Raw genomic sequence first — 20,956 nt, 5'->3', positions numbered from 1 at the left:
CCGCGAACGACGTTCGCCACGCGGTGCCGGTCAGAGGGCAGGGGGTCGTGGTGAAGAACAGTGTGACTGGCCAGGACGCTTCCAGGGCACTCGGCTCGGCCTCGATCCGGAACTGGGACATCTGGACGCTGCGGCCCGCCGCGTTCACCTACTTCTTCCTGGTCGAGTCGGCCGTGGCGGCGGTCTCCATCTGGCTGCTCACCACCCTGGGGAACGTGTCGGACGCGGACTGGCTGCGGTTCGGCGCGGTCATGTTCGCGATCACCGTGCACCTCATGATCGTCCGCCGCGCGGAGGAGTCCCGCCGCGACGAGTCGGCCGGTCCGCACATCGACCTCACGTCCGTCTGGACGTTCGCGGCGGCCATCGCGCTGCCCGGCGCGCTCGCCGTGCTGGCCACGATCTGGATGCGCATCCTGATCCAGCCCATCGCGCGTCGCCAGCCGTACCGGTTCGTGTTCTCCTCGGCGAGCATCCTGGGCGGCACGCTGCTCGCCTGGTTCGTCGTGCACATGTCCGGCCTGTCGCTGCTCTCGACCGGCCGCATCCTGCCCGACCTGGGCCTCGTGCTCGTGCTGATCGTGGCCGCGGTGGTCAACTGGGGCGCGCAGGGCATGAACATCGCCGTCGCGCTGAAGATCGTCACCCCGCACACCCGCATCAAGGAGTTCCTGGGCTCGCGGGCGGACAACATGCTGGAGCTGTCCACGCTCGGCGCGGGCGCCATGCTCGGCATGCTGATGACGACGCACTGGGTGGGCCCGCTGCTGCTGGTGTTCCCGGTGGTCCTGGTCAACTCGCTGCTCTACCGCGCCACCGAGCGCCGGGCCCACCTCGAACGGCTGCTGCGCGAGCAGGAGCAGCTCCAGGCGCGGCTGGCCGAGGACGCGCACACCGACTACCGGACCGGCCTGCTCAACACCAACGGCCTCGCCGAGTACGGCTCCCGGCTCGCCGAGCGCTGCCGGCGCGACGGGCAGCCGGTGACCGTGCTGGCCATCGACCTGGACCACTTCAAGCGCATCAACGACACGTGGGGCCACCCGGCGGGCAACGCGGTGCTGGCCGAGGTGGGCCGCATCCTGCGGGAGAAGCTGCGGCCGGGCGACGTGGCCGGGCGCGACGGCGGCGAGGAGTTCGTCGTGGTGCTCGCCGACACGGGCCTCGCCCAGGGCACGGCCATCGCCGAGCGGGTGCGCGAGGCGATCGGCGAGATGTCCGTCGTGACGACCGACAAGCACCGCAACACCGTGACGCTGCGGGGCCGCAACCTGCCGCTGACCGCCGACGGCCCGGAGGTGCGCGCCATCTCGGCGTCCATCGGCGTGGCCGTGCTGCCGGACAACGGCGACGCCCTGGCCGACGCGCAGCACTGCGCCGACGCGGCGCTCTACGCGGCCAAGGAGAACGGCCGCAACCAGGTCCGGGTGTCGGCGGGCGAGATCCGGCTGCTGCCCGCGCCGAGGCTGGACGCGCCGGCCGACGGGGCGCACGACCAGCGGGCGCAGGGGACGCGGGAGCAGGCCGAGGTCACCAGGTCCGCCTGAGGGCGGGGTGACCGGGTACCGGGAGGCCGGGCGCGGGGTGACCGGGGCGGGGCGTGCGCCATCGCCACCGCCGCCTCGGCTGCGGTGGTCCGGTGACGCCCACGACCGTCCCATGTGGCACTCGCTTCCGCGCGGCCCGGAGCTGGGCCAGGGTGCCCCTGGGAGGCGTCTACCCGTTTCGGGTGAACCCCAAACGTGTCACCGGACACGTTCCCTCGTTCGGCCCAGCACGCGGCACACGAGGTAGATCAGGAACGACAGGGCCGTGACGAACGCGCTCACCGGCACGCCCGGCGCGAGGGACAGCAGCATGCCGCCCAGCACGGACACCTCCGCGAACACCACGGCCAGCACGGTCGCCCGCAGCGGGCTGGCCGTGACGCGCGACGCCGCCGCGGCCGGGGTGATCATCAGCGACAGCACCAGCAGCGCGCCGACGAGCTGCACGCTCAACGCGGTCGCCACGCCCACCAGCACCGCGAACACGACGGCCAGCGTGCGCACCGGCACGCCCCGCGCGGTGGCCACGGCGGCGTCCACGCTCGCGAAGTGCAGCGGCCGGTAGATGACCGCGAGGACCGCGAGGACCGCCACCGACGCGCCGATGAGCAGCCACAGGTCCGTGGAGCCCACGCTCACGACCTGGCCGGTGAGCAGGCCGAACTTGTTCGCCGCGCGCCCCTTGTAGAGGGCGAGGAACAGCACGCCCAGGCCGAGCCCGAACGCCAGGATCGCGCCGATCACCGAGTCGCGGTCGGAGTCGCGCCTGCTCAGCAGCCCCAGCAGCAGCGCGGCGACGACCGACCCGGCCAGCGCGCCGTAGCCGACGCCGACGCCGAGCAGCAGGGCCGCCGCGCCGCCGGTGAACGCCAGCTCGCTCGTGCCGTGCACGGCGAACGCCATCTTGCGGGTCACCACCAGCGGGCCGAGGACGCCCGCCACCAGGCCCAGCACGGCGCCCGCGACCAGCATGTCGCGCACGAAGTCGTACCCCAGCAGCTCCGCCGTGAGCCGCCAGTCGAAGAAGTTCTCCATCAGTCCTCATCCGCCACGTGGTGCGGTCCGTCCTCGCACACGTGCTGCGCGCCGACCACGTGGACCTGGTCGCGCACGCGGACCACCTCGACGTTCGTGCGGTACAGCTCGGTCAGGGTCCGCGAGGTCATGACCTCGGCGGGCGTGCCGATCCGGAACCGGCCGTCCACCAGGTAGAGCACCCGGTCGACCAGCGGCAGGATCGGGTTGATCTCGTGCGTCACGAACAGCACGGCCGTGCCCGCGGACCGCCGCCGCGCGTCGATCAGGTCGCTGACCACGCGCTGGTGGGCGAGGTCGAGGGAGAGCAGCGGCTCGTCGCACAGCAGCACCTCGGGGTCGCCGACCAGCGCCTGCGCGACCCTGAGCCGCTGCTGCTCGCCGCCGGAGAGCAGCCCGATCGGCGCGTCGGCGTACCGGGTCGCGCCGACGGAGGCCAGCGCCTCGTCGACCCGCCGGCGCCGTTCGCGCCTGCCGCGCAGGCCCACGCCCCAGCCGTGGCCGTCGAGGCCGAAGCCGACGAGGTCGCGCCCGCGCAGGGTCAGCGTGGAGTCCAGGGCCCGCTGCTGCGGGACGTACCCGATGCGCCGGTTGCCGCCCGCCACGCGCACCGTGCCGCCGGACAGCGGCTGGAGGCCCAGCAGGACGCGGATGAGGGACGTCTTGCCGGAGCCGTTGGGGCCGAGCACGGCCACGAACTCGCCGGGCGCCACGTCGAGGTCCAGGCCGTCCCACAGCACCCGGTCCCCGTAGGACAGCCGCGCGCCGCGGAGGGTGACCGCGGCGCGCGTGCCCGTGGTCCGGGCCGTCTCGCCCAGGGGGGTCGTGCCCGGAGAGGTCATGCGGAGAGCGCCCCCACCAGGGAGTCCACCTGCTTCGTCATCCAGTCAAGGTAGCCGGTGGCACCTTCGGCCAGCGTCTCGGTCACCTCGACGAGGGGCAGCCCGGCCTCGGCGGCCTTGGCGAGCACCTGCCCGGTGGCGGCGTTCTCGGTCTGCGCGTTGTTGACCACCGCGACGACCTGCTTCTGCTCGACCAGCGTCAGCACCTCGGCCAGGGCGGCGGCGGGCACGTCGCCCTCCTCCTCGACGGCGTCGGCGAACGCCTCGGGCGTGGCGCTCTCGACGCCCGCGGTGTCGAGCAGGTAGTGGGCGACCGGCTCGGTCTCCAGCACCTTCTTGCCTGCGCCCTTGTCCTTCGCCTTCTCCTCCAGGGCGGTGACGCCGTCGGTGAAGGTCCGGGCGTTGGCCTCGAAGGCGGACTTCTTGTCCGGGGCGAGGGCGGACAGGTCGGCGGCGGCCTGGTCGGCGACCTCGCGGACGGTCGCGAAGTCGTACCAGACGTGCTCGTTCACGGCGTGGTCGTGGCCGGCCTCGTCGGCGTGCTCCGCCGGCTCGTCGGCGTGCTCCGGCGTCCCGGTGGCCGAGGGCTCCTCGTGGCCCGACGGCTCCTCGTGCCCGTCGGCCTTGCCGGAGAGCGGGAACGCCTCGATCTTCTTCACGCCCTCGGTCTCCGGGCCGAGCAGGGTGGCGAAGAAGTCGTCGTAGCCGCCGCCGTTGAAGATCACGAGCCCGGCGTCGCGCACCGCGGCCACGTCGGACGGCTTGCTCTCGTAGGAGTGGGGGTCGCCGGACGGGTCGTCGATGATCGACGTGACCTCGACGTCGTCGCCGCCGACGGCCTTCACGACGCTGCCCCACACGTTGGTGGAGGCGACGACCTTGATCTTGCCCGGCGCGGCGGCCGGGGTCTCCTGGCCGCCGCCGCAGGCGGTCAGGGCGACGGCGGTCACGGCGGCCACCGCGCCGAGCAACGCGTTGCGGACGGTCATCAGAGCACTCCTCGACTGACACACGTACAGGCAATGGAAACCGTTGTCGAGTTCAGTTTAAACGCTCCGCGACCGCGCGCCCCACCGACCGGGTGTTCCGCACGCCACAGGGGCCGCCCCGGCTGCGGGACGGCCCCCGTGGGACGCGCGGTGGTGCCTGTCAGTCGGTGAGCCGGGCACCCGACTCCGGGTGGAACAGGTGCACGTCGGAGGTGTCGCGGACGGCGACCTTGACGTGCTGGCCCAGGGTGGGCGGCGTGCGGCCGTCGACGCGGACCACGAACCGCTCGGGGACGTCGCCGATGCGGACCGAGCCGTGCATGAGCGCGTCCGCGCCCAGCTCCTCGACCAGCTCGACGGTCATGTCCATGCCCTGCTCGGAGGAGCCGACCAGCGCCAGCGCCTCGGGCCGGACGCCGAAGGTGACCTCGGACAGGCCCTCGGCCGCGACCTTGTCCAGGTAGCTGCGCTCCAGCGGCACCACGATGCCGTCGAGCTTCGCGCCCTCGGACGTCACCGGCACGGTCTTGAGGTTCATCGCGGGCGAGCCCATGAACCCGGCGACGAACGCGTTCGCCGGCTTGTCGTACAGGGCGCGCGGGGTGTCGCACTGCTGGAGCAGGCCGTCCTTGAGCACGGCGACCCGGTGACCCATCGTCATGGCCTCGACCTGGTCGTGCGTGACGTAGATCGTGGTGGTGCCGAGCCGGGCCTGGAGGGCGGCGATGTTCGCGCGGGTCTCCACGCGCAGCTTCGCGTCGAGGTTCGACAGCGGCTCGTCCATGAGGAACACGGAGGGCTCGCGCACGATGGCGCGGCCCATCGCGACGCGCTGCCGCTGGCCGCCGGAGAGCGCCTTCGGCTTGCGGTCGAGGTACTTGGTGAGGTCGAGCATCTTGGCCGCCTCGGCGACCTTCTCCTTGATCTCGGCCTTGTTCACGCCGCGCAGCTTGAGCGCGAAGCCCATGTTCTCCGCGACCGTCATGTGCGGGTACAGCGCGTAGGACTGGAACACCATCGCGATGTCGCGGCCCTTCGGCGGGACGTTCGTGACGTCCTTGCCGCCGATGTGGATCGCGCCCTCGTCGACGTCCTCCAGGCCCGCGAGCATGCGCAGGGCGGTCGACTTGCCGGAGCCGGACGGACCGACCAGGACCAGGAACTCACCGTCGGTGACGTCCAGGGACAACTCGTCCACCGCGCGGACCGGCGGGTTGCCGGAGAACACCCGCGAAGCCTTGACGTAGGCGACCTCAGCCATTGAAACGCACCTTTCGCTACCACGCTTTCGGGTAACGGTAGGGATTGCAAGCGCTTACGGGAACAGGTGGATTGGTCTAGTTCTGAATCGTTCTACAAGGTGCTGTGACACACCGGGACACACCTCGCTACACTGGTGTTGTGAAGGTCATCAGCCAGCGGGAGTTCCGCAACAACTCCGCCGCCGTGATGGACGCCGTGGAGGCGGGCGAGACGTACCACGTAACGCGCAACGGCGTGGAGATCGCCGAGGTGCGCCCACTGCCTCGTCGGCGGAAGCTCACCACCGACGAGCTCATCGAACTGCACAAGAACCTGCCGGAGGTCGACTACGCGGCCATGCGCGCGGAGTCGGACGAACTGTTCGGCGAAGACCGCCTCGATGACGACGACGACCCGTGGGAGCGCCCCAGTGTCTGAACGACGACCGTCCGGCGTACTCGACACCTGCGTCTACATCGACTTGGCGAAGCTGGACAGGGCCACGCTCCCGCGATCTTCAGAGCTGACCGCGATCACCCTGGCGGAACTCCACCAGGGCATCACGGCGGCCAAGGACTCAGTGTCCCAAGCGGTGCGCGCCGAGAGGTTGGGCGTCGCCATCGCGAACTTCGAGCCGTTGCCCTTCGACGGCCGGGCGGCCGCCCGGTACGGCTCGCTGGTCGGGTTGACGCGTGCCGCGAACCGCGACCCGCGGCCGCGCAAGACGGACCTGATGATCGCCGCCATCGCTTCGGTCCACGGCCTGCCGCTGTACACGCGCAACCCGAAGGACTTCGTCGGGCTGGAGTCGGTGGTCGAGATCATCACGGTCTGACCGCGAGTGGTACGCCCGGAGGCAGGGCCACCGACCTGGTGCTCGCCCGGCAGGACGACGGCCGTTCCTCGCGGGCCGCCCGTGCCGGTGGTCCACGTGGTCCGGTGGGACGGCGGCCGGGGGCGACCGCCGTCCCCGCGGGCTACCCCTTGACCGCGCCCGACGCCAGGCCGGTCACCAGGAACCGCTGCACCAGGTAGAACACGACGATCGCCGGGATCGCCACCAGGATGGACGCCGCCGCCAGGTGGCCCCACTCGGTGCGGTTCTGCTGCACGAACACCTGCAGGCCGACCGCCAGCGTCTTCGACTCGTCGGCCGCCGACAGGAACGCCGACGCGAACGCCACCTCGCCCCACGCCGTGAGGAACGCGTAGAACGCGGTCACCGCGAGGCCCGGCCGGGCCAGCGGCAGCACGAGCCGCCAGAACACGCCGAACGGCGTGAGGCCGTCCACGCGCCCCGCCTCGTCGATGTCGGTGGGGATGGTGTCGAAGTAGCCCTTCAGCATGTACGTGCAGAACGGCACCGCGGTCGTGCAGTACACCAGCACCAGGCCGAACGAGGTGCCCTGCAACCCCAGCGCGAGCAGGATGTTGTAGAGCGGCACGATCAGCACCGCGAACGGGAACATCTGCACGACCAGGAACGACAGCATCAGCGACCGCTTGCCGGGGAAGCGGAACCGCGAGGCCGCGTACCCGGTCGTCGCGGACAGGAACACCGCCAGCACCGTGGTCATCAGCGCGATGACCACCGAGTTGCCGAACCAGGCGAGGAAGTCGCCCTTCTCGCCCGCCAGGATGCGGGTGTAGTTGTCCAGGCTCGACTCGTTGACGAGCTTCGGCGTGGTCTCCACGGCCCGCGCGTCGGGCTTGAACGAGGTCACGAGCACCCAGAACACCGGGAACACCGCGATCAGCGACGCCACCACCAGGGCCGCGTGCAGCCCGACGCTGGCCAGCCGCGACCGGTCCGAGCGCTTGGGTTGGCGCACCGGCGCGGCGGCCTTGAGCGAAACAGCCTCGACCGTCATCACCACACCTCGCCTTGCTCGCGCAGCGCCCGCCGGTACACGCCCGCGAACACGAGCAGCACGGACAGGATCAGCACGCCGTAGGTCGACGCGACCGCGAAGTCGCGGGACGCGCCGGAGAAGAACCGCTCGAACGCGTAGGTCACCAGGATGCGGGTGTTCGGGTTCGGCCCGGTGATCAGGTAGATGATCGCGAACATGTTGAACGTCCAGATGATGCCGAGCAGCACCACCGTGCTGGACACCGCCTGGAGGCCGGGCAGGGTGACGTGCCGGAACCGCTGCCACGGCGTCGCGCCGTCCACCTCGGCCGCCTCGTAGAGGTCGCCGGGGATCGACTGGAGGCCGCCGAGCAGCGCCACCATCATGAACGGCACGCCCAGCCAGGTGTTCACGATCATGACCGCGACCAGCGCCCAGTCGGACTGGCCCAGCCACACCGGGTCGGGCAGGCCCACCGCGCGCAGCGCCTGGTTGATGATCCCGTACTGCGCGTTGAACATGTACTTCCAGGTGAACGCGCTGATGAACGCGGGCACCGCCCACGGCAGGATCAGCAGCACCCGGTACACCGACCGCCCGCGCACCTGCCGGTTGAGCAGCAGGGCCAGGCCCAGGCCGATCGTGTAGTGGAAGAACACGCACCCGAACGTCCAGATCAGCGTGCGCACCAGCGTGCCCCAGAAGGCGCCGTAGCTGGAGTCGCCGGACAGGATGTTCAGGTAGTTGTCCAGCCCGACGCCGACGTAGGTCGCCGGCCGGTCCAGGACCGGGTTGGCGATGTTGCCCTCGTTGATGTTCGTGAAGGTGAAGAACACGCCCTGGGCGAGCGGGAACAGCACCAGCACGGCGATGACCACCACGACCGGCAGCACCATCGCGTACGCGTACCAGTGCCGGTCCAGGAACCTGCGCACCGAAGCCTCCCTTCGAGCGGTCCTCGCGCGGACCCCGGTGGCCGGGGTCCGCGCGGGGGCGCGATCAGCCGACGGTGTACTCGGTGACGACGGTGTCCTTGTAGGACTTGGCCACCTCGTCGAGCGCCGTCCTGGCGTCCTTCTTGCCGGCGAGCACGTCGGCGTAGGCGATCTTCAGCGGGTCGAACAGCTGGCCGCCCTCGGGGATCCAGGCGCGCGGGTGCGCGGAGGTGACGACCGGCTCGAACGCGGACACGACCGCGTTGGCCTTGACGTCGGCGTTCTCGTAGGCCGACTTGCGGGTCGGCAGCAGGCCCAGCTCCTTGGCCACGGCGACCTGCGACTCGACGCCGCTCATGCAGGCGATGAACTTGACCGACGAGTCCTTGGCCTTGGTGCCCTGGCGGATGACGTAGTCGTGCCCGCCGACCGGCGCGGAACCCTCGCCGGCGGTGTCGCCGGGCACGGGCGCGATGCCCAGGTTGGCGGCGTCGGTGAACGCGGCGCCCTTGAGGTAGTCGGCGACCGACCACGGGCCGTTGACGACCATGGCGACCTCGCCCGAGGTGAACGCGGCCTGCATGTTGTTGTAGGAGTTCGCCGGGTCGAGCGCGGTGGACGCGGCCTTGGCGTCGAGCAGGCCCTTGGCGGTCTCCAGCGCCTTCACGTTCTCCGGCGAGTTGACCACGATCTTCTTGGCGTCGGCGTCGACCAGGTCGCCGCCCGCGCCGTAGATGAACGGCAGCGCGTAGTACGCGTCGTTGTTGATGAAGATCGTCTTCTCGCCGCCGAGCTTGGCCGCGGCGGCCTTGACCTCGTCCCACGTCTTCGGCGGCTCGACACCGGCGTCGGCCAGCAGCTTCTTGTTGTAGAAGAGGGCCAGCGAGTCGGTGACCTGGGGGACGCCGTAGGTCTTGCCCTCGAACTTCGTGGAGCCGAGCGGGGTCTCCAGGAAGTCGGACGTGTCGGTGGCCAGCTCGGTGCCGGTCAGGTCGACGACGTAGCCGAGCTTGGCCAGCTGCGGCACCCAGGCGACCTCGGCGCGGAACACGTCGGGGCCCTGCCCGCCCTGCGCGGCGGTCCGGTAGTTGTTCAGCGCCTGGTCGAAGGCGACGGTCTCGGTCTTGACCTTGTAGCCGCCCTTGGTCGCGCAGTCCTGCGCGATCTTGGCGAACACCGGGCTCTCGTTCGGGCCGCTGGTGTCCCAGAAGGTGATCTCGCCGGAGTCGCCGGACGCCGAGCCGCCGTCGCCACCACCGCACGCGGTGAGGACGAGGGCGGAGGCTGCCGCCACCGCGGTCACGAGGGTGGTACGTCGCATCGTTGCTGTCGTCCCTCCATGCTGCCCTTCATCGGCGATGAAGGCTCTTGCAAGAACTTGCGAAATTGTTGACGCGGATTTCATCCCGCCGACCAGGGCCGGGTCAAGGGCAGGACGGTAACCAAGCCGTAACGGCCGCACCTGTACGGGCGAAACCGTGATGGGCGTTGCAAAAATTTGCCGCTGGCGGCAGGCTGCACGTCACCACATCCCACGCGAGGAGGCGCACTGTGTCCGGTCTGTCCGAGATCGCCAGGGCAGCCGGGGTCAGCATCTCCACGGTCAGCCGGGTGCTCAACCGCCGTGCGGGTGTGAACGACGAGACGCGCCAACGCGTGCTCGCGGTCCTCGCCGAGATGCCCTACACACCGCGCGGGCTCGGCGCGCTCCAGCGGACCGGCGTCATCGGGCTGCTGGTGCCGGAGCTGTCCAACCCGGTGTTCCCGGCGTTCGCCGAGGCGCTGGAGGTGCGCGCGGCCCGGCTGGGGTACTCGTCGCTGCTGTGCAACACCCGCGCCACCGGCTCGGCCGCGATGGGCGAGGAGGAGTACGTCCGGATGCTGCTCGCGCGCGGCGTCGAGGGCATGGTGTTCGTGTCGCCGGAGATCACCAACGTCGAGGTGCCGCTGGGCCAGGCGCCCCGGCCGTCGTACTACGCGAAGCTGATCGCCGACGGCGTGCACATGGTGTTCCTCAACGGGGCCACGCCGTCGCTGGACGTGCCGGACGTGACCGTGGACGAGCAGCACGCCGGGTACGCGGCGACGCGGCACCTGGTGGAGCTGGGGCACCGGCGGATCGGGTTCGTGTCGGGCCCGGCGCGGTCGCTGCCGTCGCGGCTCAAGCGCGCCGGGTGGGCGGCGGCGCTGGAGGAGGACGGGCTGCCCGCGACGTCGGACTTCGTGGCGCACGGGCCGTTCGGGCCGGAGGGCGGCGCGGCGGCGGTGGCGACGCTGCTGGACACCGTGCGGCCGACGGCGGTGATCTGCTCGTCGGACCACATGGCGATCGGCGTGCTGCGGGAGGCGCACCGGCGCGGCCTGTCGGTGCCCGGCGACCTGTCCGTGGTGGGGTTCGACGACATCCCGCTGGCGTCGTACTGCTCGCCGTCGCTGACCACCCTGGCGCAGCCGATCGAGGAGATGGCGGCGGCGGCGGTGGACGAGCTGGTGCACCGCCTGGACCCCGATCGGCGCAGGCGCCCGGCCGGCAATTACACGCGCGTTTTCCGACCCCGGCTCGTGGTGCGCGAGTCGTCCGCCGCACCCTCATTGGTTTAGACCAATGTACTCCGAGGTAACGTAGTACCACCTGCGCCGATGGTGTTTTTGAGGGACGCCGGTCACCCCCACTTCTGTAATTGGTTCTGAACCGTTACGGTCACTTCATGGCGCGGTCGATGCATGTGCGACGCCCCGCGACGCTCGCCTCACTGGCGGCGGAGCTGGGTGTCTCCCGGACAACGGTGTCCAACGCGTACAACCGTCCCGACCAGCTCTCACCGGAGCTGCGACGCCGGGTGTTGGAGACAGCGAGACGACTCGGGTACCCGGGGCCCGACCCGGTGGCCCGTTCCCTGAGGACCCGCAAGGCGGGGGCGGTGGGCCTGCTGCTCACCGAGAACCTGTCCTACGCCTTCCGCGACCCGGCGGCGATCGGGTTCCTCGAAGGTCTGGCCCTGGCCTGCGAGGACGCCGGCACCGGCCTGCTCCTCGTGCCCGCGAACCCCGAGCGCGAGGACGTGGCGGCCGTGCACCGCGCGGGGGTCGACGGTTTCGTCGTCTACTCCGTGCCGGACGACGACCCGCACCTCGCGGCGGTCCTCGAACGCCCCGTGCCGACGGTCCTGTGCGACCAGCCGGACCTCGACAACGTCGACCGGGTGGGCATCGACGACCAGGCGGCCATGCACGCGATGGCGCAGCACCTGATCTCGTTGGGCCACCGCCGCGTCGGCGTCGTGTGCATGCGCCTGAACCGCGACCGCAACGACGGTTTCGTCGACCCGGTCCGCCAGCGCTCCGCGCACTTCCACGTGCAGCGGTCCCGCCTGGCCGGCCTGGCGCAGGCGTTCGGCGCGGTCGGCGTCGAGTGGACGGACGTGCCCGTCGTGGAGCGCTTCGACCACACCATCGCCTCCGGCGCCTCCGCCGCCGCGCAGCTGCTGGACCGCGACCCCCAGATCACCGCGCTCGTGTGCACCTCGGACATCCTCGCCCTGGGCGCGATGACCGAGGCGGAGCGCCGCGGCCTGCGCGTGCCGCAGGACCTGACCATCACCGGCTTCGACGGCATCCGGGAAGCCGAGCAGGCGGGCCTGACGACCGTGCGCCAACCGGTCCTGGAGAAGGGCCGCGCGGCGGGCAAGCTCCTCCTGGACTCGGCCGAGCGCTCCCGCCCGCGCGCGGTGACCCTGTCGACGGAACTGGTCGAGGGCTCCACCGCCGCCGCCCCCCGCGGCACCGCCGAGGAGCGCTGGTTCGGCCCGTGACCGGCTGACCCCGGGGTCCCGGTCCTCCTCACCGGGGACCGGCCCCCTCGGGGAGCCGGCCGTTCCACCCCGTGGACCGCCCGCGGAACGCTGCGACAATCGGGTGCATGCCGCTGCCCGACGCACCGCTCCGCAAGCTCGGCTTCCTCACCATCGGCCTGTTCGACGAGGACGACCCCCGCGCGGGCCACGAGTCGACGCTCGACATCATCCGGCTCGGCGAGGACCTCGGCTTCGACAGCGCCTGGGTCCGGCACCGGCACCTCCAGTTCGGCGTCTCCTCCCCCGTCGCCGTGCTGGCCGCCGCCACGCAGCGGACGCGCCGGATCGAGCTCGGCACGGCCGTCGTCCCGCTCGGCTGGGAGAACCCGCTGCGCCTCGCCGAGGACCTGGCCACGGTCGACGTCCTCTCCGGCGGGCGCCTCAACCCGGGGGTCAGCGTCGGCCCGCCGATGCACTACGAACGGGTGAAAGAAGCGCTCTACCCGGACACCCACGACGCCGAGGACTTCGGCTACCGGCGCGTCGAGCGCTTCCTCGACCACGTCCGGGGCGCCCCGGCGACCGACTTCGAGGGCACCGAGGGCATCGAGGTCTTCTCCCGCCGCGTCCAGCCGCACTCACCGGGCCTGGCCGACCGCCTCTGGTACGGCGGCGGCAGCCCCGCCTCGGCCACGTGGGCGGGCGAGCACGGGATGAACCTGCTGCTGAGCAGCGTCGTGAAGTCCGACGGCCGGACCGACTTCGCCGCGATCCAGGCGGACCTCGTCGAGGCGTACCGCGCCGCCCGGCCGCGGGGGCGCGTCTCGCAGGGCCTGGTCGTCATCCCCACCGACAGCGCCACGCCCGCGCAGCGCGCCCGCTACGAGGAGTACGCGGCGAAGCGGCTGCCCCGCACGGGCACCCCGCAGGGGCCGGCCGGGCTGCTGTTCTCGCCGGACTTCGTCGGCACCTCGGCCGAGATCGCCGAGCGCCTCCACGCCCACGCCGCCTTCCGGCTGGTCGACGAGGTCGCGTTCGCCCTGCCGTTCACCTTCGGGCACGACGACTACGCGCAGATCCTCACCGACATCGCCACCGGCCTGGGGCCCGCCCTGAACTGGCGGCCGGTCACGTGAGCCGGAAGACCACCGGGTCGCCCACCAGGCCGGCCACGACCGCCGACAGCAGGTAGTCGCCCGGGCCGACCCGCTCGACCGCGGTGCAGCCCGGCGCCGACGTGGTGCCGGGCCACCGCAGGCCGTAGGTGAACCGCTCCCCCGGCCACATCACGCGCACCTCCGAGCCGGCCGTGGCGAAGCAGTCGTTGCTCGACCACAGCCGCGTCGCGCCGTCGGCGGTCGTCACGACGAGCTCGCGCACCCGGCGGCCGATCTCCTTGGCGCACGGCAGCTCGCCCGTGTTGGACACCACGATCGTGAACCCCACGCCCCGCCCCGCGGGCGTCGACGGCGCGTCCACCTCGGCCACCACGGACACCTGCCGGTCCTCGCACGGCGGCGGCGGTCCGGGCGGCGGCGAGGGTTTCGGGGCGGGCGGGGTGGTCGACGAGGACGACGACGCGGCCACCGGCGTCTCCGCCGGCGGGGGCGGGCTCGACGAGGAGGGGTGCGCGGCGACCGGCGACGGGTCGCCCCGGCCGACGAGGACGCCCACCAGCCACACGACGAGGACCAGGGCGGTCACCGCCGCGCCGGCCGCCAGCACCCGCCGCCGCCGGTACACGGCGGCGGGGTCCGTGCCCGCGGGGTCGATCACCGATCAACGGTAACCGCGCGGCCCGGAACACCGCGGCAGGTGCCGGTCGCCCGATGCGGTGAACGTGATCTCCGCCCGAATCACTTGCCGGCATGCGGGACCCGGGTTCCAATCCCGGGGAAACGGGAGGTGCGTGCCATGACCGCCATCGACGAACTGCTGCGCCGGAACACCGAACTCGGCAACATCGTGCCGGGCGACCGCTCGTCGCCCAAGCCGTCCATGCAGGTCGCCATCCTCACCTGCATGGACTCCCGCATCCGGGTGTTCGAGATCTTCGGCCTCAAGCAGGGTGAGGCGCACGTGCTGCGCAACGCGGGCGGCGTCGTCACCGACGACATGATCCGCTCGCTCGCCCTGAGCCAGCGCAAGCTCGGGACCAGGGAGGTCCTGCTGGTGCACCACACCAACTGCGGCCTGGAGCTGGTCACCGAGGACGACTTCAAGGACGAGCTGGAACAGGACTCCGGCCTGCGCCCGCCGTGGTCGGTGGAGGCGTTCCGCGAGGTGAAGGACAGCGTCCGCGGCTCGGTCAACCGCGTCCGGCAGAGCCCGTTCCTGATCCACCGGGACAACGTCCGCGGCTTCGTCTACGACGTGCGCACCGGCGAGCTGACCGAGGTCGTCTGACACGGCCGGCCGGGGTCGTCTGACACACTGTCGGGCGCTATGAGCCTCCCCGCCGAGACCCTGCTCGACTGGTTCGCCGACACCGCCCGCGACCTGCCCTGGCGCCGCCCGGAGTGCACCGCGTGGGGCGTGCTGGTCAGCGAGGTCATGCTCCAGCAGACGCCCGTGAACCGCGTCGAGCCGATCTGGCGGGACTGGCTGGAGCGCTGGCCGACGCCGTCCGCGATGGCCGCCGCCACGCAGGGCGAGGTGGTCCGGGCGTGGGGCAAGCTGGGGTACCCCCGGCGCGCCCTGCGCCTGCACGCCGCCGCCGGGGCCATCGCCCGGGAGCACGACGACGTCGTGCCGGACGACGTCGACACGCTGCTCGCCCTGCCCGGCATCGGCGCCTACACCGCCCGCGCGGTGGCCGCCTTCGCCTACGGCCAGGCCGTCCCGGTGGTCGACACGAACGTGCGGCGCGTCGTGGCCCGCGCGGTGCACGGCGCGGGCGACGCGGGCCCGCCCTCCACCACCCGCGACCTCCGGGACGTCGAGGCGCTGCTCCCCGAGGACCGGGCCGCCACCTACTCGGCCGCCCTCATGGAGCTGGGCGCGCTGGTCTGCGTCGCCCGCACGCCCCGGTGCGCCGACTGCCCCGTCCTCGCCACGTGCCGCTGGCAGCGCGACGGCCGCCCCGCCTACGACGGCCCGGTGAAGGCCGTGCAGAAGTTCGCGGGCACCGACCGCCAGGTCCGGGGCCGCCTGCTGGACGTCCTGCGCGGCACCGCCGAACCGGTCGGGAAGGCCGTGCTGGACCTGGCCTGGGCGGACGCGGGCCAGCGCGACCGCTGCCTGCACTCGCTGCTCGTCGACGGCCTCGTGGAGCAGACCGCCGACGGGCTGTTCGCGCTGCCCGGGGAGCACTGATGCACAAGCTGGTCGTGCTGTTCGACGCCGAGGCCGACCGGGCGGTCCGCGACCTCCGGCGCCGCGCGGGCGCCACCCACCCGCACCCGCCGCACCTGGCGTTCGCCGCCGCGGGCACGATCGGCCCCAAGGTGCGCGCCGAGCTGCGCGAGGACCTGTCCCGCCTCTGGCTGCCCGACCTGTGGCTGCACGCCCTGGGCGCCACCGAGGGCCACCTGCACCTGACCGCGGTCGTGGACGGCGAGCTGCTGGCCGTCCACTCCGCCGTCCACGACGTCCTCGCCGGCCGCGTGAAGCACCCCGTCGCCCACTACCTGCCGGGCAGCTGGACCCCGCGCTGCACCCTCCTCGAAGGCGACGACGAGGACGTCACCCGGGCGTTCGCCGCCCTGCACCCCGTCACGCCCCTGCGCGCCAAGGTCCGCGAGGTGGCGGTCGTCGACACTCAGACGGGCGGCACCGACCCGCTCAGGAACGCCTCCACCGCGCCCCGGTAGACCTCCGGCGCCTGGTCGTGCACGACGTGCCCGGACTCGGGCACCAGCAGGTACGACGCGCCGGTCCGCCGCGCGACCTCCGCCATCTGCCCGGGCCGCATCCCGCCCCGGCCCGCCTCGATCACCAGCATGGGGCACCGCACCGCGTCCACCAGGTCCCAGTAGGACCGCTCGCCCCACTCGGCGGCGATCTCGTACAGGTCCTCCACCCGCGCGACCAGGTGCCACCCGTCCTCGCGCTCCTCGAACATCTCCTCCACCCGCGGCACGTCCACCACCGACCGCACGTGCGCCAACGACTCGAACACCGGCCACGAGTCGAAGTACCAGCGCCACTCGTCGACGCTCTTCCCCCGGTTGTCCGGCACGACGTCCTCCACGACGACCGCCGCCACCAGGTCCGGCCGCGACGCCGCGAGCGCCCACGCGTGCAGCCCGCCCATCGAGTGCCCGATGACGACCGCGGGCCCCAGCCCGCGCTCCTCGACCACCGCCGCCGCGTCGGCCGCGAAGTCCCCGGTCCGGAACGGGCCCCGCCGCGGGTTCCGCCCGTGCCCCCGCGCGTCGGGCGCCACGACCCGCCCGTACGGCTTCAGCCACTGCGCCACCGTCCACCACGTGCTGGCCCGGCTCATCAGCCCGTGCAGCAGCAGGATGCCCCGACCCGATCCGCCGAACTCCGCAACGCCCATGCGTGCATCATGTCGGCATGGCCATCAGCACCAAGGCGCGCCCGTACCTGCTCGTCACCGCCCTGGTGCTGGTGGTGGCCGGGATCGTGGTGGCCCGCATCCCCCGCGAGGACGGGGCCGCCACCGGCCCGACGACGCCCGCCGCGGTGGACGCCGGGGGCGGCGCGGGCGAGGCGGGCGGCGACGGCGCGGGCGACGCGTACTACCCGCGGGACGGCAACACCGGCTACGACGTCACCCGCTACGACGTGTCGATCAGCTACGACCCGGCGACCAGGCAGCTCGACGGCACCGCCGCCGTCACCGCGCGGGCCGCGGCGGACCTCTCCCGCTTCAACCTCGATCTCCACGCCCTCCGGGCCACCGAGGTCACCATCGGGGGCACCCCGGCGACCTTCACCCAGGAGGGGGACCACGAACTGGTGATCACCCCCGGGGCGACGCTGCCCCGCGACCGGGAGTTCACCACCACCGTCCGCTACCGCGGCGAACCGACCCTCTTCGAGGACCGCGCCCTGGGCCGCAGCGGCTGGCAGGTCTCGGCGAGCGGCGGCGCGTTCGCCGCGGGCGAGCCGCACTCGGCGACCACCTGGTTCCCGGCCAACGACACCCCCCGCGACAAGGCCGCCTTCGCCCTGACAGCCCGCGTCCCCGAGGGCTGGTCCGTCGTCTCCAACGGCCTGGAGAAGGGCTCCACCACCGCCGACGGCTGGACGACGTTCCGCTGGGAGGCCGAGCAGCCCATGGCGACCTACCTGACCACGATCGCCATCGACAAGTGGACCGTCGAGCGCTCCACCCTCCCCGACGGCACGCCCGTCGTCGACGCCTACGCCCCCGGCGCCGAAGGGGCCCGCCGGCACCAGCAGCGCCTGCCGGAGGTCCTCGCCTTCCTCGCCGAGGAGTTCGGCCCCTACCCGTTCACCGCCGCCGGCGGCATCTTCCTGGCGGACGACATCGGCTTCTCCCTGGAGACCCAGACCCGGCCGATCTACGCCGGGTGGGCCGACCTGGACACCGTGGTGCACGAGAACGCCCACCAGTGGTTCGGCGACTCCGTGTCCCTGGAGAACTGGGCCGACATCTGCCTGAACGAGTGCTTCGCCAGCTACGCCCAGTGGCTGTGGGACGAGCGGCAGGGCGCCGACCTGGACGCCCGCTACCGCGCCGAGCTGGAGCGCGTCGCCGACCGCGACTCGTACTGGGGCCGCAAGCTCTACGACATGGGCCGCGGCAACGAGTTCCGCGGCGTCTACGACAAGGGCCAGCTGGCCCTGCACGCCCTGCGCCGCCAGGTCGGCGACGAGGACTTCGACCGGACCGTCAAGACCTGGCTGGCCGACCACCGGGACGGCAACGCGAGCTGGCCCGAGTTCGAGCAGCACGTCGAGAGGACGTCGGGCCAGGACCTCGACGCCTTCTTCGCCGACTGGTTCCGCGGCGGCGAACGCCCCTCCGACGACCACCTCTACCCGGGCCCGCTCCGGTAACGTCGTCCCCATGGCGGTTGTGAAGATCAACGCGATCCACGTGCCCGACGGTTCCGGCCCCGAGCTGGAGAAGCGGTTCGCCGCGCGCCTCGGCGCCGTGGACAACGAACCCGGCTTCCTCGGCTTCCAGCTCCTGCGCCCGGTCAAGGGCGACGAGCGGTACTTCGTGGTCACCCACTGGGAGACCGAGGAGGACTTCCGGAACTGGATGCAGGGCAGCGCCAAGGAGGCCCACTCGGGCGAGCGCGCTCGTCCCGTGGGCACCGGCTCCGACCTGCTGGAGTTCGAGGTCGTCCTCGACTCCAAGAACAAGGGGTGAGCGAGGCCCTCGACCGGGCCGCCGACCTCATCCGCGACGCCGACGCGCTCCTCGTGTGCGCGGGGGCCGGCATGGGCGTGGACTCGGGCCTGCCGGACTTCCGCGGCACGACGGGCTTCTGGCAGGCGTACCCGCCCTACGAGCGCCTCGGCCTGCGCTTCGAGGAGCTGGCCGACCCGGTGCACTTCGCCGAGGACCCGACGCTGGCCTGGGGCTTCTACGGGCACCGCCTGCGCCTCTACCGCGACACCACGCCCCACGAGGGCTTCGACGTCCTCCGCCGCTGGGGCGCCCGCGTGTTCACCTCGAACGTGGACGGCCAGTTCCAGGAGGCCGGCCTGCCCCACGTGGCCGAGGTCCACGGCTCGATCCACCACCTCCAGTGCACCACCCCGTGCACCGCGGAGGTGTGGCCGAACACGGAGGACGTCACCGTCGACCCCGCCACCGTGCGGGCCACGTCGGCGCTGCCCACGTGCCCCCGCTGCGGCGCCCTGGCCAGGCCGAACATCCTCATGTTCGGCGACGGCTCCTGGGTGCCGACCCGGTCGCGGCGCGCCCTGGACGAGCTCGACGCCTGGCGCCGCGCCCACCACCGCGTCACGGTCGTCGAGATCGGCGCGGGCACCGCCGTGCCCACCGTCCGCCGGCAGGCGGAGCTGGCCTCCGCCGCCTCGGGCAACCTGATCCGCATCAACCCCCGGGAGCCGGCGATCCGGCACGACCGGGGCGTGTCCCTCCCGATGAACGCGGCCGAGGCCCTCACCGAGCTGGCACGACGAACCGGCTGACGACGGCCCGGTGGTCGCTCCCCGCGATGTCCACCACCTCGAACGAGTCCACCGGGCACCGGTTGTCCACCAGGACGTGGTCGATGGCCACCGGCGGCGGCCACAGGGCCCCGGCCGGCCACGTCACCGCGAGCCCCGCCCCCACCTGGTCGGCCGCGTCGACGTACCCGCCGTTGAGCAGCCGCCGCATCCCCACGTGGTCGAGCGTCGCGTTGAAGTCCCCCGCCAGCACCCGCACCGGCGCGTTGAGGTCCCGTTCGGGCAGCCCCGCCAGGTCCCGCTGCCACGCCTCCGGCCCGGCCTCCACCACCGGCGGCAGCGGGTGGACCGACAGCACCTCCACGTCGTCGCCCGGCAGGTCCACCAGCGCCCCGGCCTGCCGCAGCGTGCTGGGCGGCGTCAGCGCGCGGGGCGTCAGCGGGTACCGCGACGCGATCCCCGACCCGGACCCGCCCGGCTCGTCCACGAAGTGCCGGTACGGCAGCTCCCGCGCCAACCCGGCCCGCTCGAAGTCCGCCACCATCGCGGGCGTCAGCTCCTGCAGCGCCAGCACGTCCACCGCGCGCTCCCGCACCGCCGCCACCACGTCCTCGGCGACGGCCTTCCCCACCAGCAGGTTCGCCGACATCACCACCACCGACCGGCCGACCCCCACGGGCCGCGAGTCGGGGAAGGCCCGGGGCGCCACCGCGGACACGAGCACCAGCGCCACGAGCAGCGTCACCACCCCGACCCCCCACCGGCGCAGCAGCAGCGCCACCGCGCCCAGCAGCACCCCGGCCGCCGTCCAGTAGGGCGTCAACGCCGTCGTCGCCACCATGTGCCGCGTGCCGTCGACCCCGAGCAGCCGCACGAACGCCGCCCCCGAGAACAGCACCGCCGCCACGACCAGCGGGAACGTGACGCCCCCTCGCCTGGTGCGGCGTTCCTCCACCTGGGCCACGCCCTCTAGTCTGCCCGAATGGAGGTTTTGCTGACGGGCTTCGAACCGTTCGGCGGGGAGCGCACCAACCCGTCCTGGGAAGCGGTGAAGGCCGTGGAACCCACCGGCTACGCGCTGACCACCCTGGAACTGCCGTGCGTCTTCCACGAGTCCCTCAAGGTCCTGAAGGACGCCCTGGACGAGCGCCGCTACGACCTGGTCATCGCCACCGGCCAGGCGGGCGGCAGGCCGGACATCACCCCGGAGCGCACGGCGGTCAACCTCGACGACGCCCGCATCCCCGACAACCGGGGCAACCGGCCGGTGGACGACCGGGTCGTCCCCGACGGCCCCACCGCCTACTTCAGCACCCTCCCGGTCAAGGCGGTGGTGGCCGCCCTCACCGCCGAGGGCATCCCGGCCTCCGTCAGCCACACGGCGGGCACCTTCGTCTGCAACCACGTCTTCTACGGGCTGATGCACCTCACGGCCACCGAGCACCCGGGCACCCGGGCCGGGTTCGTGCACGTCCCCTTCTCACCGGAGCAGACCGAGGACGCCCCCAGCCTCCCCGTCGGCACCACCGCCAGGGCGCTGGACCTGGTCATCCGCACCACCCTGGGCACCACCACCGACCTGCGCACCACGGCCGGCACCCTGCACTGACCCGGTCCCCTCCCACGGGGCGGGCGC

General features: G+C 72.5%; 23 protein-coding genes. 13 read left to right on the top strand and 10 right to left on the bottom strand.

The genetic code is table 11. The features are described 5' to 3' along the window. Window positions 1–62 precede the first annotated feature (62 nt). The gene (locus ACRAKJ_RS01875; RefSeq protein WP_438926865.1) at window positions 63–1,547 is read left to right on the top strand and encodes a diguanylate cyclase; all 1,485 of its coding nucleotides are present in this window, start codon (window positions 63–65) and stop codon (window positions 1,545–1,547) included. A 198-nt stretch (window positions 1,548–1,745) separates the two neighbouring features. On the opposite strand, the gene ACRAKJ_RS01870 is transcribed toward ACRAKJ_RS01875, so the two are convergent. The 4 genes from ACRAKJ_RS01870 to ACRAKJ_RS01855 form a co-directional block, all read right to left on the bottom strand. Then, complete coding sequence (locus tag ACRAKJ_RS01870; RefSeq protein ID WP_438926864.1) at window positions 1,746–2,582, bottom strand: metal ABC transporter permease; 837 nt, start codon at window positions 2,580–2,582, stop codon at window positions 1,746–1,748. Continuing rightward, complete coding sequence (locus tag ACRAKJ_RS01865) at window positions 2,582–3,424, bottom strand: metal ABC transporter ATP-binding protein (RefSeq protein ID WP_447008856.1); 843 nt, start codon at window positions 3,422–3,424, stop codon at window positions 2,582–2,584. Before ACRAKJ_RS01865 ends, ACRAKJ_RS01870 begins: the two co-directional genes overlap by 1 nt. Beyond that, on the bottom strand, window positions 3,421–4,413 hold the full coding sequence (locus ACRAKJ_RS01860; RefSeq protein WP_438926952.1) for a metal ABC transporter solute-binding protein, Zn/Mn family: 993 nt from the start codon (window positions 4,411–4,413) through the stop codon (window positions 3,421–3,423). The genes ACRAKJ_RS01865 and ACRAKJ_RS01860 overlap by 4 nt, the downstream gene beginning before the upstream one ends. A gap of 160 nt (window positions 4,414–4,573) precedes the next feature. Then, window positions 4,574–5,674 (bottom strand): sn-glycerol-3-phosphate ABC transporter ATP-binding protein UgpC, encoded by a 1,101-nt coding sequence (locus ACRAKJ_RS01855; protein WP_438926953.1) that lies wholly within the window; start codon window positions 5,672–5,674, stop codon window positions 4,574–4,576. A gap of 140 nt (window positions 5,675–5,814) precedes the next feature. On the opposite strand from ACRAKJ_RS01855, the gene ACRAKJ_RS01850 reads away from it, so the two are divergent. Together ACRAKJ_RS01850 and ACRAKJ_RS01845 are read left to right on the top strand one after the other, a co-directional pair. After that, entirely contained in the window at window positions 5,815–6,093 is a 279-nt protein-coding gene (locus ACRAKJ_RS01850; protein WP_438926954.1) for a type II toxin-antitoxin system prevent-host-death family antitoxin, read from the top strand. Then, on the top strand, window positions 6,086–6,490 hold the full coding sequence (locus ACRAKJ_RS01845; protein ID WP_438926955.1) for a type II toxin-antitoxin system VapC family toxin: 405 nt from the start codon (window positions 6,086–6,088) through the stop codon (window positions 6,488–6,490). Before ACRAKJ_RS01850 ends, ACRAKJ_RS01845 begins: the two co-directional genes overlap by 8 nt. Window positions 6,491–6,632: 142 nt before the next feature. Here ACRAKJ_RS01845 and ACRAKJ_RS01840 read toward each other — a convergent pair whose 3' ends face one another. The 3 genes from ACRAKJ_RS01840 to ACRAKJ_RS01830 all read right to left on the bottom strand — a co-directional run bounded on the left by ACRAKJ_RS01840 (window position 6,633) and on the right by ACRAKJ_RS01830 (window position 9,764). Further along, window positions 6,633–7,526: an ABC transporter permease subunit gene (locus ACRAKJ_RS01840; RefSeq protein WP_438926956.1), complete on the bottom strand. Its 894-nt coding sequence runs from the start codon at window positions 7,524–7,526 to the stop codon at window positions 6,633–6,635. Next, complete coding sequence (locus ACRAKJ_RS01835; protein ID WP_447008855.1) at window positions 7,526–8,443, bottom strand: carbohydrate ABC transporter permease; 918 nt, start codon at window positions 8,441–8,443, stop codon at window positions 7,526–7,528. The genes ACRAKJ_RS01840 and ACRAKJ_RS01835 overlap by 1 nt, the downstream gene beginning before the upstream one ends. Before the next feature lie 64 nt (window positions 8,444–8,507). Further along, entirely contained in the window at window positions 8,508–9,764 is a 1,257-nt protein-coding gene (locus ACRAKJ_RS01830; protein ID WP_438922259.1) for an extracellular solute-binding protein, read from the bottom strand. 230 nt (window positions 9,765–9,994) lie between these two features. On the opposite strand from ACRAKJ_RS01830, the gene ACRAKJ_RS01825 reads away from it, so the two are divergent. From ACRAKJ_RS01825 to ACRAKJ_RS01815, 3 genes are all read left to right on the top strand, one after another. Next, complete coding sequence (locus ACRAKJ_RS01825) at window positions 9,995–11,044, top strand: substrate-binding domain-containing protein (protein WP_438922260.1); 1,050 nt, start codon at window positions 9,995–9,997, stop codon at window positions 11,042–11,044. Window positions 11,045–11,151: 107 nt separating this feature from the next. Beyond that, a complete protein-coding gene (locus ACRAKJ_RS01820) occupies window positions 11,152–12,255 on the top strand; it encodes a substrate-binding domain-containing protein (protein ID WP_438922261.1) in 1,104 nt (367 codons plus the stop codon). Between the two features lie 107 nt (window positions 12,256–12,362). Beyond that, entirely contained in the window at window positions 12,363–13,373 is a 1,011-nt protein-coding gene (locus ACRAKJ_RS01815) for an LLM class flavin-dependent oxidoreductase (RefSeq protein ID WP_438922262.1), read from the top strand. Here the strand turns inward: ACRAKJ_RS01815 and ACRAKJ_RS01810 are convergent. Beyond that, window positions 13,366–14,013, bottom strand: a complete 648-nt coding sequence (locus ACRAKJ_RS01810; RefSeq protein ID WP_438922263.1) for a hypothetical protein — start codon at window positions 14,011–14,013, stop codon at window positions 13,366–13,368. The two genes, ACRAKJ_RS01815 and ACRAKJ_RS01810, sit on opposite strands and share 8 nt — an antisense overlap. 138 nt (window positions 14,014–14,151) lie before the next feature. Between ACRAKJ_RS01810 and ACRAKJ_RS01805 the strand changes: the two genes are divergently transcribed. The 3 genes from ACRAKJ_RS01805 to ACRAKJ_RS01795 are packed head-to-tail and all read left to right on the top strand — an operon-like array spanning window position 14,152 to window position 16,049. Continuing rightward, window positions 14,152–14,643: a carbonic anhydrase gene (locus ACRAKJ_RS01805; RefSeq protein ID WP_438922264.1), complete on the top strand. Its 492-nt coding sequence runs from the start codon at window positions 14,152–14,154 to the stop codon at window positions 14,641–14,643. Between the two features lie 39 nt (window positions 14,644–14,682). Beyond that, window positions 14,683–15,552: an A/G-specific adenine glycosylase gene (locus tag ACRAKJ_RS01800; protein ID WP_438922265.1), complete on the top strand. Its 870-nt coding sequence runs from the start codon at window positions 14,683–14,685 to the stop codon at window positions 15,550–15,552. Further along, the gene (locus tag ACRAKJ_RS01795; RefSeq protein WP_438922266.1) at window positions 15,552–16,049 is read left to right on the top strand and encodes a 2'-5' RNA ligase family protein; all 498 of its coding nucleotides are present in this window, start codon (window positions 15,552–15,554) and stop codon (window positions 16,047–16,049) included. The genes ACRAKJ_RS01800 and ACRAKJ_RS01795 overlap by 1 nt, the downstream gene beginning before the upstream one ends. Here the strand turns inward: ACRAKJ_RS01795 and ACRAKJ_RS01790 are convergent. After that, the gene (locus ACRAKJ_RS01790; RefSeq protein ID WP_438922267.1) at window positions 15,998–16,741 is read right to left on the bottom strand and encodes an alpha/beta fold hydrolase; all 744 of its coding nucleotides are present in this window, start codon (window positions 16,739–16,741) and stop codon (window positions 15,998–16,000) included. The two genes, ACRAKJ_RS01795 and ACRAKJ_RS01790, sit on opposite strands and share 52 nt — an antisense overlap. Before the next feature lie 17 nt (window positions 16,742–16,758). Between ACRAKJ_RS01790 and ACRAKJ_RS01785 the strand changes: the two genes are divergently transcribed. From ACRAKJ_RS01785 to ACRAKJ_RS01775, 3 genes are read left to right on the top strand one after another with little or no spacing between them, the layout of a single operon-like run. Beyond that, window positions 16,759–18,231 carry a M1 family aminopeptidase gene (locus ACRAKJ_RS01785; RefSeq protein ID WP_438922268.1) on the top strand — a complete coding sequence of 491 codons (1,473 nt, stop codon included), beginning with the start codon at window positions 16,759–16,761 and terminating at the stop codon, window positions 18,229–18,231. A 10-nt stretch (window positions 18,232–18,241) separates the two neighbouring features. Further along, window positions 18,242–18,550, top strand: a complete 309-nt coding sequence (locus ACRAKJ_RS01780; RefSeq protein WP_438922269.1) for an antibiotic biosynthesis monooxygenase — start codon at window positions 18,242–18,244, stop codon at window positions 18,548–18,550. Then, complete coding sequence (locus tag ACRAKJ_RS01775; RefSeq protein WP_438922270.1) at window positions 18,547–19,341, top strand: Sir2 family NAD-dependent protein deacetylase; 795 nt, start codon at window positions 18,547–18,549, stop codon at window positions 19,339–19,341. Before ACRAKJ_RS01780 ends, ACRAKJ_RS01775 begins: the two co-directional genes overlap by 4 nt. On the opposite strand, the gene ACRAKJ_RS01770 is transcribed toward ACRAKJ_RS01775, so the two are convergent. Further along, window positions 19,313–20,284: an endonuclease/exonuclease/phosphatase family protein gene (locus ACRAKJ_RS01770; protein WP_438922271.1), complete on the bottom strand. Its 972-nt coding sequence runs from the start codon at window positions 20,282–20,284 to the stop codon at window positions 19,313–19,315. The genes ACRAKJ_RS01775 and ACRAKJ_RS01770 overlap by 29 nt on opposite strands. Before the next feature lie 18 nt (window positions 20,285–20,302). On the opposite strand from ACRAKJ_RS01770, the gene pcp reads away from it, so the two are divergent. After that, window positions 20,303–20,929, top strand: coding sequence for a pyroglutamyl-peptidase I (gene pcp, locus ACRAKJ_RS01765; RefSeq protein ID WP_438922272.1), 627 nt, complete (start codon window positions 20,303–20,305; stop codon window positions 20,927–20,929). The last annotated feature ends 27 nt before the right edge of the window (window positions 20,930–20,956 follow it).

The sequence above is a fragment of the Saccharothrix sp. DSM 118769 genome, from assembly GCF_052936295.1.
Note: the sequence above shows the minus strand (reverse complement) of the source record. Positions and strands in the feature narration are given on the sequence as shown.

Coding starts and splice junctions, on each gene's coding strand:
- ACRAKJ_RS01870 (WP_438926864.1), bottom strand. CDS start 2,582: ATGGAGAACTTCTTCGACTGGCGGCTCACGGCGGAGCTGCTGGGGTAC.
- ACRAKJ_RS01865 (WP_447008856.1), bottom strand. CDS start 3,424: ATGACCTCTCCGGGCACGACCCCCCTGGGCGAGACGGCCCGGACCACG.
- ACRAKJ_RS01860 (WP_438926952.1), bottom strand. CDS start 4,413: ATGACCGTCCGCAACGCGTTGCTCGGCGCGGTGGCCGCCGTGACCGCC.
- ACRAKJ_RS01855 (WP_438926953.1), bottom strand. CDS start 5,674: ATGGCTGAGGTCGCCTACGTCAAGGCTTCGCGGGTGTTCTCCGGCAAC.
- ACRAKJ_RS01840 (WP_438926956.1), bottom strand. CDS start 7,526: ATGACGGTCGAGGCTGTTTCGCTCAAGGCCGCCGCGCCGGTGCGCCAA.
- ACRAKJ_RS01830 (WP_438922259.1), bottom strand. CDS start 9,764: ATGCGACGTACCACCCTCGTGACCGCGGTGGCGGCAGCCTCCGCCCTC.
- ACRAKJ_RS01820 (WP_438922261.1), top strand. CDS start 11,152: ATGGCGCGGTCGATGCATGTGCGACGCCCCGCGACGCTCGCCTCACTG.
- ACRAKJ_RS01815 (WP_438922262.1), top strand. CDS start 12,363: ATGCCGCTGCCCGACGCACCGCTCCGCAAGCTCGGCTTCCTCACCATC.
- ACRAKJ_RS01805 (WP_438922264.1), top strand. CDS start 14,152: ATGACCGCCATCGACGAACTGCTGCGCCGGAACACCGAACTCGGCAAC.
- ACRAKJ_RS01800 (WP_438922265.1), top strand. CDS start 14,683: ATGAGCCTCCCCGCCGAGACCCTGCTCGACTGGTTCGCCGACACCGCC.
- ACRAKJ_RS01795 (WP_438922266.1), top strand. CDS start 15,552: ATGCACAAGCTGGTCGTGCTGTTCGACGCCGAGGCCGACCGGGCGGTC.
- ACRAKJ_RS01790 (WP_438922267.1), bottom strand. CDS start 16,741: ATGGGCGTTGCGGAGTTCGGCGGATCGGGTCGGGGCATCCTGCTGCTG.
- ACRAKJ_RS01785 (WP_438922268.1), top strand. CDS start 16,759: ATGGCCATCAGCACCAAGGCGCGCCCGTACCTGCTCGTCACCGCCCTG.
- ACRAKJ_RS01780 (WP_438922269.1), top strand. CDS start 18,242: ATGGCGGTTGTGAAGATCAACGCGATCCACGTGCCCGACGGTTCCGGC.
- pcp (WP_438922272.1), top strand. CDS start 20,303: ATGGAGGTTTTGCTGACGGGCTTCGAACCGTTCGGCGGGGAGCGCACC.